Consider the following 11,997-nt stretch of genomic DNA (forward strand, 5'->3'; position numbering starts at 1 on the left):
ATGGCTGTACCTGCTGGTGTGACCGGTGGGGCCGCCGCAACCACCGCGGCCGGGGGCTCGTCCCCCGGCCGCGGCCGGCATGTGCGGTCCACGAACAAGCGGTTCGGCCTGACGCAGGGTCGGGCTTGGCTGTTGATCGCACCGACGATGGTGATCCTCGCGATCGTCATCGTCTACCCGGTGATCCGTGCGCTGGTGATGTCCTTCTCCAAGGATCCCGGTCTCGATCCCGCCACCGGCATGTTCGTCTCCGGCGGTTCTGCCGGCTTCGACAACTACACGCATTGGCTTCTGCAGCAGTGCACCTCGGCGTCGGGCACATCGGTGCCCTGCCCGCCGGGCACCCTCGGCTCTCAGTTCTGGGGTGCGGTCGGAAACACGGCGTTCTTCACCGTCGTGACGGTGTCCATCGAGGTGGTCATCGGCTTCGCAATGGCAGTGATCATGGGCAAGACCTTCGCCGGACGAGCCCTGCTGCGCGCCGCGATCCTGATTCCCTGGGCGATCCCGACGGCCGTCACGGCCAAGCTCTGGTACTTCATCTTCGCGTACGACGGCATCGCCAATCGCATTCTGGGAACCAACATTCTGTGGACCGGCGACGCCTGGCCCGCTCGTTTCGCCGTCATCATCGCCGACGTGTGGAAGACGACGCCGTTCATGGCGCTGCTGATCCTGGCCGGGTTGCAGATGATTCCCGCCGACGTCTACGAGGCGGCTCGCGTCGACGGCGCGTCGGCGTGGCAACGGTTCACCAAGATCACACTGCCATTGGTCAAGCCCGCGTTGATGGTGGCAATTCTGTTCCGCACCATGGACGCGCTGCGTATGTACGACTTGCCGGCCATCCTCACCGAGGGCAATCCCGCCACGCGGACCATCTCCATACTGGTGGTGGATCAGATTCGGCAGGGATTCAACAGCGCTGCGTCGTTGTCGACCATCTCGTTCATCATGATATTCGTCGTGGCGTTCATCCTGGTGAAGTTCCTCGGTGCCAATGCCGTTGCCACTCAGGACAATCAGCGCAAGGGACCCGGCCGATGAAGCAAGCTCGCATCTACCTCGGTGTCGTCGTCATTCTCGTCTGGGGACTGGCACCGTTCTACTGGATGGTCGTCACCGCATTCCGCGACCCGCGCTACACCTTCGACACGACGCCGTGGCCGACGCACGTCACGTGGGAAAACTTCGAAAACGCGCTCTCGACGGCGAACGGCAACAACTTTCTGCGGGCGGTGGGCAACAGCCTCATCGTCGGCGGCGCGACCACGCTGATCGCGTTGGTCATCGGCATCTTCACGGCATACGCGCTCTCGCGCATCGACTTTCGCTTCAAGTACGTGGTGACGGGCATCATCCTGGGTGCGTCGATGTTCCCCGTGGTCGCTTTGGTGACCCCGCTGTTCCAGTTCTTCACCAACATCGGCTGGATCGGCAGCTACCAGGCGATGGTCATCCCGAACATCTCGTTCGTCCTACCGCTGACGATCTATACGCTGGCGGCGTTCTTCGCCGAATTGCCCTGGGAGCTCGAAGAAGCCGCACGGATCGACGGTGCCGGACGATTCCAAGCGTTTCGACTGGTGATGCTCCCACTCGCAGCACCTGCGTTGTTCACCACCGCGATCCTCGCGTTCATCGCCGCGGTGAACGAGTACCTGCTCGCCAGTCAGCTCTCGAGTGACAGGACCGAACCGGTGACCGTGGCCATCGCGCGGTTCACCGGTAACGATCCGCTCGTGGTGCCGTATGCCGCGATCATGGCCGCGGGCACCATCGTGGCCATTCCCCTGGTGATCATGGTGCTGCTGTTCCAGCGCCGCATCATCTCCGGACTGACGGCGGGCGGCGTCAAGTCGTGACGGCGCAGGACCACCTTCAGTTGCTCGCGGGGATCCTCGGGTTCTTCGCGCTCGTGGCTCTGATCGTTGCCGTCGTCGGGATCATCAGGGGTGATCCCGGTGTGGTGCCGTCGGTGGCGCTGCTGGGTCTGTTGATCGTACTGTGGTTCACCGTCAAGAGGATTCGCTGAAGCTGCGCGTCGCCACCGCAACCAATTCGGTCAGCGCCGGACCCATTCTGGGCCGCCACACCAGTGCCAGTAGCGCGGTGGTGTGCGAGTCCGTGAGCTCGACCGCGACGAGCTTGTCGCCGTAGAACTCCGCCATCGATGCGCTGAGGATCGCCACCCCCAAGCCGCGGGCAGCGAGGTCGGCCACGGCGTCGGGAGCGCTGGCCCGCAACGTGATCTGCGGTGCGAGGCCTTCTCCGTAGCAGTCCCGGTCGAACACGGCACGGATCCCGGTGCCGGGGGGAAGGGCGATGATCGGGTGTTCACACACCTGCGCCAACGTCGCCGTGTCCTGTGCTGCCAGAGGATGCTGCGGTGGAACGGCCGCAACGATCCGCTCCTCGATCACCACCATCGATTCCACTCCGTCCGGCACCCGAGCTGCGACACCGACCAGTGCGATGTCGAGTTCTCCGGCGCGCACATCGGCCACCAGTCGGTCCGAGTTGTCCTCGTGTAGAGCAAGTTCGACGCCAGGGTGCGCCGAATGGAAGCGGGCCAATGCGTCGAACAGTTGTGGGACGGTGCAGGCAGTGACCATCCCGACGCGCAGCGATCCGCGCAGGAGTCCGGCAACGTCGTCGACGGATTGCTTGACCGATCCGGCAGCGGCCAGCGTCGCACGGGCTTGCGTCAGCGCGGCCTGACCTGCGGTGGTCAATGTTGCTGTGCCACCTGATCTGTCGATCAACTCGGCTCCGAGTTCGCGTTCGAGCGCTCGGATCTGGGCGCTGACGCCGGATTGGCTGATGTGCACTCTGGCTGCGGCGCGAGTGAAGTTCGCTTCCTCGGCCACCGCAACAAAATATTCGAGCTGCCTCAGTTCCATTGCTGGACTCCCAGATTCGGGCCCTCGCCGGCGTCGAGTCTGGTGATGTTTCGCTTCGGGGCTGTGACGCGGTAGCTGCAGTCGATCAGTTCGGCGGCCTCGGCCCAGACGTCGTCGTCGGCATCACTGAGGTCGAATCCCACCCAGCCGGCGGGGCCGAGGTAGGCGGGGTGGAAGTAGCGGGGTTCGAGTTCGCAGGCGCGTTGTTCCTCGGCGCTCTCGCATTTGACGAGGATCGAGAGGTCGTATTGGTCGCCGCCCTTGACGCCACCGCCGAAGTAGACGAACACCGAGGCCGTGCGGAAGGTCGGACGTCCGTGGGAGATCTTCTCGGACACCTCTGGATAGGCGAACGCCAGCGCGCGGACGCGTTCGAGGACCGGATGCGTGGAAGTGGGATCGATGGCCACGGGAGAACGATAGCGCGTATGGCCTAGCTGCAGCTATGAGTAGAAGTTCTGATGATCATCGCAACCAACTGTTGGACTTCTGGATCGGGTCGTTCGAGACTCGATGCCATGACACAGACACCGAAAGAAGTTGCAGCGACCTACTTCGAGGCCTGGAGGAGCAAAGATTTCGAGACCCTGGCGTCGATCCTGCACGAGGACGCGACGTTCCGGGGCCCACTGGGCACAGCAGCCAACGGCGCGGAATGTGTGGCCGGATTGAAAGGAATGTCGGAGATCGTCACCGACATCGACATCGCCCACGTCTTCGTCGATGGCCCGAACGTACTGACGTGGTTCGATCTGCACACGTCCATCGCATCCCCGGCGAGCACCGCCAATTGGCAGCGAATCGAGGACGGAAAAATCAAGCAAATCACGGTGACATTCGATCCGCGAGAAATCACCGCAGCCGGATAAGCGAACGCCCGCCGGTACTCAATGTGACATTTGGTGGCCTTTTGGGGGGTCAATGTCACGTTGAGTGGACCGGCGGGCGTCAGTGCCGCTGGGGTTTACGCGTCGATGATGAACGCTTCGAGTTGTTCGCGAGCGACGTCGTCGGCCAGCTGCTTCGGCGGGCTCTTCATCAGGTAGGCCGAAGCCGGGATGACCGGTCCACCGATGCCGCGGTCCTTGGCGATCTTGGCGGCGCGGACTGCGTCGATGATGACGCCGGCAGAGTTGGGCGAGTCCCATACTTCGAGCTTGTACTCGAGGCTCAGGGGAACGTCACCGAAGGCGCGGCCTTCGAGGCGGACGTAGGCCCACTTGCGGTCGTCGAGCCAGCCGACGTGGTCGGACGGTCCGATGTGGACGTCCTTGGCGTTGAATTCCTTCTGGAGGTTCGACGTCACGGCCTGGGTCTTGGAGATCTTCTTCGACTCGAGGCGGGTGCGCTCGAGCATGTTGAGGAAGTCCATGTTGCCGCCGACGTTGAGCTGCATGGTGCGGTCGAGCTGCACGCCGCGGTCTTCGAAGAGCTTCGCCATGACGCGGTGGGTGATGGTGGCACCGACCTGGCTCTTGATGTCGTCGCCGACGATGGGGACGCCTGCGTCCTCGAATTTCTTGGCCCAGACGGGATCCGATGCGATGAAGACGGGCAGCGCGTTGACGAAGGCGACGCCTGCGTCGATGGCGGCCTGTGCGTAGAACTTGTCGGCTTCTTCGGATCCGACGGGGAGGTAGGAGACGAGCACGTCCACCTTGGCGTCGCGCAGGGCCTGCGCCACGTCGACGGCGTCGCCGTCGGCCTCGGTGATGGTCTCGCGGTAGTACTTGCCGAGGCCGTCGAGGGTCGGTCCGCGCAGGACGTGGACGTCCTTCGGGGGCACGTCGGCGATCTTGATGGTGTTGTTCTCACTGGAGAAGATGGCCTCGGAGAGATCGAAGCCGACTTTCTTGGCGTCCACGTCGAACGCGGCGACGAACTCGACGTCGCGGACGTGGTACTTGCCGAACATGACGTGCATGAGGCCGGGGACGGTGGCGTTCTCGTCCGCGTCCTTGTAGTACTCGACACCCTGGACCAGGGATGAGGCGCAGTTGCCCACACCCACAATGGCCACGCGGATTGCGTTGTTGTTCTCACCCATGGTCGGGTTCTCCTTCTGTCTTGACTGTCCTGTTTGGTGCTGTGTGGGACGGTGCTGGGTTGGGTTCGGCCTGCTCGGCTGCGATGACTTCGTTGAGCCAGCGCACCTCGCGTTCGCTCGATTCGAGACCGAGCTGGTGTAGCTGCCTGGTGTAGCGGTCGAGTGTCCCGTTCGCCTTGGCCACAGCGTCGCGGAGGCCTTCTCGGCGCTCCTCGACCTGGCGACGTCTGCCTTCGAGAATGCGGACTCGAGCTTCCGCGGGAGTCCGACTGAAGAAGGCAAGATGTACGCCGAATCCGTCGTCGGTGTAGTTCTGCGGTCCGGTGTCGGCCACCAGTTCGGCAAATCGTTCCCTGCCGAGAGGGGTGAGCTGATACACCCGTTTTGCTCGTCTCTTCACGAGCAAGTCGGGACCGGCGTCCTCGGCGATGAGACCGTCGGTTTGAAGTCGACGGAGTGCCGGGTACAGCGATCCGTACGAAAACGCTCGAAAAGCTCCGAGCAGGCCGGTCAGCCGCTTGCGGAGCTCGTAACCGTGCATGGGTGATTCGAGAAGCAGTCCGAGAATTGCGAGCTCGAGCATGCAACTCCCCCTTCTCGAATCCAAACGATCACATCATGGCGATGCGATTGACCGCACTATCGGAGAATGTATCGCGCCGATACATATTCTGACAACTCGGTGCGGAGTATCGGTAGAACGATCCCGAGCGGACCGGTCGACACCACGACCGCGTGACGACCTCGATGGACGGCGACAAGTCCATAGACGCATCGCCGACGGATGACCCCGCTCGCGACTGCAATCGTGGATGGGCCTGCACCGCGAGACAGACGGATGATCGGTTCAGCGAACCTGTGCCACCATGAGTACTGCGTCGACTCGGTACTCGCCCCACTGCTGCGCAGCCGTCCCGATTCGGTGCCAGCCCCGCCTGCGGTAGAAGCCGAGAGCGGCGCTGCTCGGATCGACGAGCAGCACCGGTGCCCGTCCTTCGTCCCGTGCCGCATTCACTGCATGTGCGAGCAACGTCGTTCCGCTGCCCGGTACGGAGCCGTCGGTCACCAACCGCGACACGACAGCGAGTCGATCGGCAGCGACCCCGGTTGCTCGCTGCCACTGTGCGCTCGCATCGTCCGCACCGGGATCCTGTTCCGGTGATGCCGTCGGATGCAGCGCTACATGTCCGACGACGGCGTTCTCGTATTCGGCGACCCAGGCTGCGAGTTCGTTCGGTGCGGCAAGCCAGTCGGCTCGCACCGCCGCTGCACGCATGGGATAGCGCTGTGTTTCGTGCGTACGTTGCAGGATGGGTAGGAGGGTGCTCAGGTCACTGTCCCGTCGGGGCCGCACGTGGATTCCCGATGTGGCGAACATGCGAGCGAGTGTAGGGACCGGACGGACCTGGGCGCCGCGGATCGAGCCATGCACGCAGCGAACGTCGGCACAGGTGGAGCGCAGTGTCCCGAGGCCGAAACAGGACCTGCTCGCCGCCGAGGCGGGGTTCGCAGGTCCGCATCGGAGGGGCCGCACGTACTCTGGTCCTCGTGCGACTTCAGCGACAGGTGGTGGACTACGCCCTTCAGCGTCGGTCGCTGCTGGCCGAGGTCTACTCCGGTAGGACGGGTGTCGCAGCGGTCTGTGATGCAGATCCGTACCTGCTTCGCGCTGCCAAGTTCCATGGACGTGGCAGCGACGTGGTGTGCCCCATCTGCCGCAAGGAGCAGCTCACGCTGGTGTCCTGGGTGTTCGGCGAGAAGCTCGGGGCCCTGTCCGGGTCGGCGAGAACAGCGGACGAACTCGTCCGCCTCGCGTCGACCCAGGAGGAGTTCTCGGTCCATGTGGTCGAGGTGTGTAGGTCGTGCAGTTGGAACCACCTCGTCCAGTCCTATGTCCTCGGGGCCGTCCCCGCGCCCAAGCAACCCCGTCGTCCGCGGTCGGGTTCCCGTCAACCGAACCGTCGAACAGCGAGTGAGTGACACAATCGCTCTGCCTATCTCGTCCACCGAGAATTCGACGCGGCCGCCGAAATTACTGGAGATTCGTACGTGAGTTCCCCCTACGACAACAACCCGGGTAGCAACGAACCGGGCCGTAGCGACTCCGGACGGCGTCCCGACGTGCCCGGGCCGCCCCGCGGCAGTCGACACTCCGATCCTCCCGGGCGTCGCCCGGTACCCCCTCCCGGCCAGCGTCCGATGCCGCCGCAGGGTCGTCCTCCGATGCCTCCTCCGGGTCAGCGTCCGGTACCCCCTCCCGGTCAACGTCCGGGACCTCCTCCCGGCCAGCGTCCGGGACCCCCGCCCGGTCAGCGTCCGATGCCGCCGCAGGGTCGTCCTCCGATGCCTCCTCCGGGTCAGCGACCGGGGCCGCCTCCCGGCCAGCGTCCGATGCCTCCGCAGGGTCGTCCTCCGATGCCGCCGCAGAGCCGACCCGTTCAGGGCAGGCCGCCGGTGGATCCGGTGAGTGGACGTCCCGCAGGTGAACGTCCCTACGGCGAGCGTCGGTACGGAGAGCCGCCCATCGCGCCTCCGGTTCGATCCGCTGCCCCGACGGGCGTCACTCGGTCCGGCTCTGTGCCACCACCCCACGAACCGAACGATCCATCAGTTCTCTCCTCGGGCAGCGAACCGCCCGAGCCGCCCGAAAGAGGTCCCGCCGCGAAAACGAAGAAGAAGTCCAAGTGGCGGGTCGTTCGACGCACGATGTACGCGTTGATCGCCCTGGGTCTTATCGTGCCGATCCTGGCGTTCATGGTGGCGTACACCGTCGAGGACGTGCCGCGTCCCGGCGACATCAGGACCAACCAGGTCGCCACGATCTTCGCCGCCGACGGCTCGAGTGTGCTCGGCAAGGTGGTGCCACCCGAGGGCAACCGCACCGATGTGACGATCGACCAGATTCCGGAGCATGTGCGTAACGCCGTGCTCTCGGCCGAGGACCGCGATTTCTACTCCAATCCCGGATTCTCGGTGACTGGCTTCGGCCGAGCCGTCCGTGACAATGTGCTCGGACGCGACAGCGCCGGCGGCGGTTCGACCATCACTCAGCAGTACGTGAAGAACGCGTTGGTCGGTAACGATCGGACGCTGACCCGCAAGATGCGTGAGCTGGTCATCTCCTCGAAGATGGCGCGTCAGTGGTCCAAGGACGACATTCTCGCTGCGTATCTCAACACCATCTACTTCGGTCGCGGTGCGTACGGCATCGCAGCGGCGTCGACGGCGTATTTCGGCAAGTCCGTGGATCAGCTCTCCGTCGAAGAGGGTGCGGTCCTGGCGGCGGTCATCCAGCAGCCATCCAATCTCGATCCCGAGTTCAACCCCACCGGCGCGCAAGCTCGTTGGGACTACGTGCTCGACGGCATGGTCTCGCAGGGGCAGCTCGACGCGACCCAGCGGGGAGCGATGATGTTCCCGGCAGTGGTCCCGAGCGCACAGGTCGATACCGGTGACGCCCAGGATGCCGGGCCGGACGGCTTGATCAAGGCCCAGGTGCTGCGCGAGCTGTCCGCTGTCGGTATCAGTGATCAGGACCTCAACACCGAGGGCCTGCAGATCACCACGACCATCGATCCGAAGGCCCAGGCGGCCGCGGTGGATGCCGCGACCAGCAATCTCGAGGGTGAACCGTCCGAGCTGCGGACGGCCTCGGTGTCGATCGATCCGCGCACCGGTGCAGTTCGCTCGTACTACGGCGGCGCGGACGGTCGAGGATTCGACTTCGCCCAGTCCGGCTTGCAGACCGGATCGTCGTTCAAGGTGTTCGGTCTGGCCGCTGCGCTGGATCAGGGCATTCCGCTCTCGAAGATGTACGACAGCTCCCCGCTCGACGTCAACGGCATCGAGATCAGCAACGTCGAGGGCGCCTCCTGTGGAACGTGCACCATCGCCGAAGCGCTGAAGCGTTCTCTGAACACCAGCTTCTATCGAATGATGCTCGGGATGGACAACGGCCCGCAGGCCATCGCGGACATGGCGCACAAGCTCGGTATCCCGCAGGAGATCGAGGGCGTCGGCCCCACCCTGACCGAGCCCGACAACGCAGGCCCCAACTACGGAGTCGTGCTCGGCCAGTACCAATCTCGCGTCATCGACATGGCCTCGGCCTACGCGACACTGGCTGCGTCCGGGGTGTATCACACGCCGCACTTCGTGCAGAAGGTCGTCACCGCCGACGGCACCGTGCTGCTCGACCGTGCTCCCGAAGCCGGCCAGCAGGTCGTCTCGGCCGCGGTCGCGGACAACGTGACCTCGGCGATGCGCCCGATCGCCGGCTACTCCAACGGTCACAACCTCGCAGGCGGTCGCCAGTCGGCAGCCAAGACCGGTACCGCTCAGCTCGGAGACACCGGGCAGAACAAGGACGCCTGGATGGTCGGCTACACGCCGTCGCTGTCCACCGCCGTGTGGGTCGGTACCGAGCAGGGTCTGCCGCTGGAGAACAGCTACGGCGGACCGATCTACGGATCGGGCATACCGTCGGACATCTGGAAAGACACGATGGACGGCACGTTGGAAGGCACCTCGAACGAGACCTTCCCGACGCCCGAGGCCATTGCGGGTCAGGCCGGTGTGCCGCAGTACTCCGCTCCGGCCCCGACGGCCACGGTGGCACCATCGACCGCTCCGCCGCAGGTTACCTTGCCGATTCCGACGGAGATCTCGCCGCCGGTCGTCATCACTCCGCGGCAGGTCGAGATTCTGCCCGGCGTGACCATCCCGCTGCCCGGACTGGCACCGGCGCAGCCCGCAGAACCCGAACCGGCGGCACCTGAACCGGCAGCGCCCGAACCGGCAACGCCCGGGCAGTAGCGACGCCGGCGGTGACGACCGAACCCGACCGCAAGGGTCGAGCAGTGGCGAGCCCGGGTCGCCTCGATTCGGCGAGCGCCGCAGACCGCGACCTGCCCAGTCGGACCGATCCGATGACCGAGGAACTGTCCTCGGTCATCGGCGGTCCGATCGGGAAGCACGCGCTGGTCGGTCGGCAGCGCTGGTTCACCGCGCTACGGGTCGTTCTGCTGCTGGCGGTGGTATTCCTGTGCTTCGGTTGGTTCGCCAAGGCTGCGTGTATCCAGCAGGCGCCGGTGGGACCGGGCGGTGAGCTCGGACTCGATTGGAGTGGCAGTCGTCAGTACGTGGCGATGTGCTACTCCGACACCGTGCCGCTGTACGGGGCGGAGCGACTCGATCAAGGTGCGTTCCCGTACAAGAAGTCCTGGGAAGAAACCAAGGCCGATGGGTCGAGTCAGATTCGGTACATGGAGTACCCGGTTATCGCGGGGCTCTACCAGTACGGCTCCATGGTCGTCGGAAAGGCCTGGAACTCACTGAGTTTCCTCCCGCAGGCGTTGCCGGTCGTCGTCTACTTCAACGTGGTTGCCCTGGGCCTGGCCGTCGCCTGGTTGGTCACCGTGTGGGCTACCGCCATAGCTGCCGGACGCCGTATCTGGGATGCCGCCCTCGTGGCGGTGTCGCCGCTGGTGATCGTGCACGGATTCACCAATTTCGACGCTCTCGCAACGGCTTTCGCGCTCACCGGTTTGCTGGCTTGGGCCAAGAAGCGGCCGGTTCTGGCCGGAGTTCTGATCGGTCTCGGCGGTGCCACCAAGCTCTATCCCCTACTGTTCCTCGGGCCCCTGTTGGTGCTGTGCTGGCGCACCGGAAAGATGCGGGAGTGGGGCATCACTGCCTGCGCCGCGATCGGTGCCTGGCTGGCGGTCAATCTTCCTCTCGCGCTGCTGTATCCGTCGGGGTGGTACGAGTTCTTCCGGCTCAATTCCGAGCGCGGTGCCGACCCGGATTCGCTGTACAACGTCGTCACCTCGTTCACCGGCTGGACCGGTTTCGACGGTCCCCTGTACCCGGGCGACAAACCGTTGGTGCTCAATGCCGTGACGCTCGTGTTGTTCGCCCTCGTGTGTGCGCTCATCGCGTACATCGGCACGACGGCACCGACGCGGCCGCGGCTCGCGCAACTGGTGTTCCTCGTGGTCGCCGGGTTCCTGCTCACCAACAAGGTATGGAGTCCGCAGTATTCGCTGTGGCTGGTTCCGCTGGCCGTACTGGCACTGCCGCATCGTCGAATTCTGTTGGCGTGGATGACGATCGACGCATTCGTCTGGTTCCCGCGGATGTACTACTACTTGGGTGTGGAGAACAAGGGCCTCCCCGAACAGTGGTTCACCGCGACCGTCGTGGTGCGCGATGTTGCCGTGATCGGGTTGTGCGCGTTGATCGTTCGGCAGATCTACCGTCCGGCCGAGGATCTGATTCGAAACGGCAGCGCCGTCGATCCGCTCGGTGGCGTGCTCGACGGCGCTGCAGATCGGACCGCTTCGGATCGGACCGCCCGGCGACCGGTCACATATAGCGGCCGAGCTGTTTGACGGCTTCACCGGCGTGCTTGGCCTGAATGCCGTCGCCGATGGCCTGGAGCTTCCATTCACTGCCCTGGCGGTACACCTTGGCCATCACCAGACCGGTGAACGGCATGCCACCCTGCAGGGTGAAGCGGGCCAGTTCGGTGTTGGTGGTGTTGTCGACCAGACGGCAGAAGGCGTTCGCGACCTGCTCGAACGTCTGACCGCGGTACGAGGTCACCGTGAAGACGATGCCGGTCACGTGCTTGGGTACCCGCGTCAGGTCGACCACGATCACCTCGTCGTCGCCCTCGCCCTCGCCGGTGAGGTTGTCGCCCTGGTGCACGATCGAGCCGTCCTTGGCATTGAGCTGCCCGTAGTAGACGACATCGTTGACGTTGCGGTCGGCGAGCATGATCGCCGACGCGTCGAGGTCGATGTTCGCGGCTCGACCTCCGCCGCCGAACAATCCGCCCTTCTTCGGAGTGGTCACCGGGTCCCAGCCGAGGCCCATTCGGATGACCGTCAGAGCCACGCCGCCGTCCTTGCGCAGGGTGACCTTCTGGCCCTTCGTGAGGCTGACGGGCCTGGCCTTGGTGAGGCTGACTTCCGGAGCCTCGGTGCGGACCGGGGCGGCGGGTGGTGCGGGCGGCGCAGCAGGCGGCGGTGGAGTGGCGGGGGC

13 protein-coding genes are annotated in these 11,997 nt (G+C 64.8%); 7 read left to right on the top strand and 6 right to left on the bottom strand.

The window, feature by feature from the left end; all coding sequences use genetic code 11:
- The 3 genes from CH271_RS01350 to CH271_RS28655 are packed head-to-tail and all read left to right on the top strand — an operon-like array spanning position 1 to position 2,035.
- Entirely contained in the window at positions 1 to 1,047 is a 1,047-nt protein-coding gene (locus CH271_RS01350) for a carbohydrate ABC transporter permease (RefSeq protein ID WP_179274771.1), read from the top strand.
- Positions 1,044 to 1,865, top strand: coding sequence for a carbohydrate ABC transporter permease (locus CH271_RS01355; protein WP_027495053.1), 822 nt, complete (start codon positions 1,044 to 1,046; stop codon positions 1,863 to 1,865). The genes CH271_RS01350 and CH271_RS01355 overlap by 4 nt, the downstream gene beginning before the upstream one ends.
- Positions 1,862 to 2,035, top strand: a complete 174-nt coding sequence (locus CH271_RS28655; protein ID WP_179274772.1) for a hypothetical protein — start codon at positions 1,862 to 1,864, stop codon at positions 2,033 to 2,035. Before CH271_RS01355 ends, CH271_RS28655 begins: the two co-directional genes overlap by 4 nt.
- Here the strand turns inward: CH271_RS28655 and CH271_RS01360 are convergent.
- Positions 2,019 to 2,903 carry a LysR family transcriptional regulator gene (locus CH271_RS01360; protein ID WP_094632226.1) on the bottom strand — a complete coding sequence of 295 codons (885 nt, stop codon included), beginning with the start codon at positions 2,901 to 2,903 and terminating at the stop codon, positions 2,019 to 2,021. The two genes, CH271_RS28655 and CH271_RS01360, sit on opposite strands and share 17 nt — an antisense overlap.
- Complete coding sequence (locus tag CH271_RS01365; protein WP_094632228.1) at positions 2,894 to 3,313, bottom strand: MmcQ/YjbR family DNA-binding protein; 420 nt, start codon at positions 3,311 to 3,313, stop codon at positions 2,894 to 2,896. The genes CH271_RS01360 and CH271_RS01365 overlap by 10 nt, the downstream gene beginning before the upstream one ends.
- A gap of 108 nt (positions 3,314 to 3,421) precedes the next feature.
- Here CH271_RS01365 and CH271_RS01370 point away from each other — a divergent pair, with 108 nt between their 5' ends.
- Positions 3,422 to 3,772, top strand: coding sequence for a nuclear transport factor 2 family protein (locus tag CH271_RS01370; protein WP_094632230.1), 351 nt, complete (start codon positions 3,422 to 3,424; stop codon positions 3,770 to 3,772).
- 95 nt (positions 3,773 to 3,867) lie between these two features.
- Here the strand turns inward: CH271_RS01370 and CH271_RS01375 are convergent, their stop codons facing one another.
- The 3 genes from CH271_RS01375 to CH271_RS01385 all read right to left on the bottom strand — a co-directional run bounded on the left by CH271_RS01375 (position 3,868) and on the right by CH271_RS01385 (position 6,328).
- Complete coding sequence (locus tag CH271_RS01375) at positions 3,868 to 4,950, bottom strand: inositol-3-phosphate synthase (RefSeq protein ID WP_032396939.1); 1,083 nt, start codon at positions 4,948 to 4,950, stop codon at positions 3,868 to 3,870.
- Complete coding sequence (locus CH271_RS01380) at positions 4,943 to 5,533, bottom strand: PadR family transcriptional regulator (protein ID WP_094632231.1); 591 nt, start codon at positions 5,531 to 5,533, stop codon at positions 4,943 to 4,945. Before CH271_RS01380 ends, CH271_RS01375 begins: the two co-directional genes overlap by 8 nt.
- A gap of 264 nt (positions 5,534 to 5,797) precedes the next feature.
- Positions 5,798 to 6,328 carry a GNAT family N-acetyltransferase gene (locus tag CH271_RS01385; protein ID WP_094632233.1) on the bottom strand — a complete coding sequence of 177 codons (531 nt, stop codon included), beginning with the start codon at positions 6,326 to 6,328 and terminating at the stop codon, positions 5,798 to 5,800.
- Positions 6,329 to 6,498: 170 nt separating this feature from the next.
- Between CH271_RS01385 and CH271_RS01390 the strand changes: the two genes are divergently transcribed.
- From CH271_RS01390 to CH271_RS01405, 3 genes are all read left to right on the top strand, one after another.
- Positions 6,499 to 6,930: a DUF5318 domain-containing protein gene (locus CH271_RS01390; protein WP_170945834.1), complete on the top strand. Its 432-nt coding sequence runs from the start codon at positions 6,499 to 6,501 to the stop codon at positions 6,928 to 6,930.
- 726 nt (positions 6,931 to 7,656) lie between these two features.
- Positions 7,657 to 9,765 carry a transglycosylase domain-containing protein gene (locus CH271_RS01400; protein ID WP_094632235.1) on the top strand — a complete coding sequence of 703 codons (2,109 nt, stop codon included), beginning with the start codon at positions 7,657 to 7,659 and terminating at the stop codon, positions 9,763 to 9,765.
- A gap of 113 nt (positions 9,766 to 9,878) precedes the next feature.
- Positions 9,879 to 11,342, top strand: a complete 1,464-nt coding sequence (locus CH271_RS01405; RefSeq protein ID WP_094632277.1) for a glycosyltransferase family 87 protein — start codon at positions 9,879 to 9,881, stop codon at positions 11,340 to 11,342.
- On the opposite strand, the gene CH271_RS01410 is transcribed toward CH271_RS01405, so the two are convergent.
- Positions 11,317 to 11,997 (bottom strand): TerD family protein (locus tag CH271_RS01410; protein ID WP_143545988.1); only part of this gene is annotated, 681 nt, incomplete at its 5' end. The two genes, CH271_RS01405 and CH271_RS01410, sit on opposite strands and share 26 nt — an antisense overlap.

The organism is Rhodococcus sp. 05-340-2 (assembly GCF_002258915.1).
Classification (GTDB): Bacteria; Actinomycetota; Actinomycetes; order Mycobacteriales; family Mycobacteriaceae; genus Rhodococcoides.

Coding starts and splice junctions, on each gene's coding strand:
- CH271_RS01350 (WP_179274771.1), top strand. CDS start 1: ATGGCTGTACCTGCTGGTGTGACCGGTGGGGCCGCCGCAACCACCGCG.
- CH271_RS01355 (WP_027495053.1), top strand. CDS start 1,044: ATGAAGCAAGCTCGCATCTACCTCGGTGTCGTCGTCATTCTCGTCTGG.
- CH271_RS01360 (WP_094632226.1), bottom strand. CDS start 2,903: ATGGAACTGAGGCAGCTCGAATATTTTGTTGCGGTGGCCGAGGAAGCG.
- CH271_RS01370 (WP_094632230.1), top strand. CDS start 3,422: ATGACACAGACACCGAAAGAAGTTGCAGCGACCTACTTCGAGGCCTGG.
- CH271_RS01375 (WP_032396939.1), bottom strand. CDS start 4,950: ATGGGTGAGAACAACAACGCAATCCGCGTGGCCATTGTGGGTGTGGGC.
- CH271_RS01380 (WP_094632231.1), bottom strand. CDS start 5,533: ATGCTCGAGCTCGCAATTCTCGGACTGCTTCTCGAATCACCCATGCAC.
- CH271_RS01385 (WP_094632233.1), bottom strand. CDS start 6,328: ATGTTCGCCACATCGGGAATCCACGTGCGGCCCCGACGGGACAGTGAC.
- CH271_RS01400 (WP_094632235.1), top strand. CDS start 7,657: ATGTACGCGTTGATCGCCCTGGGTCTTATCGTGCCGATCCTGGCGTTC.
- CH271_RS01405 (WP_094632277.1), top strand. CDS start 9,879: ATGACCGAGGAACTGTCCTCGGTCATCGGCGGTCCGATCGGGAAGCAC.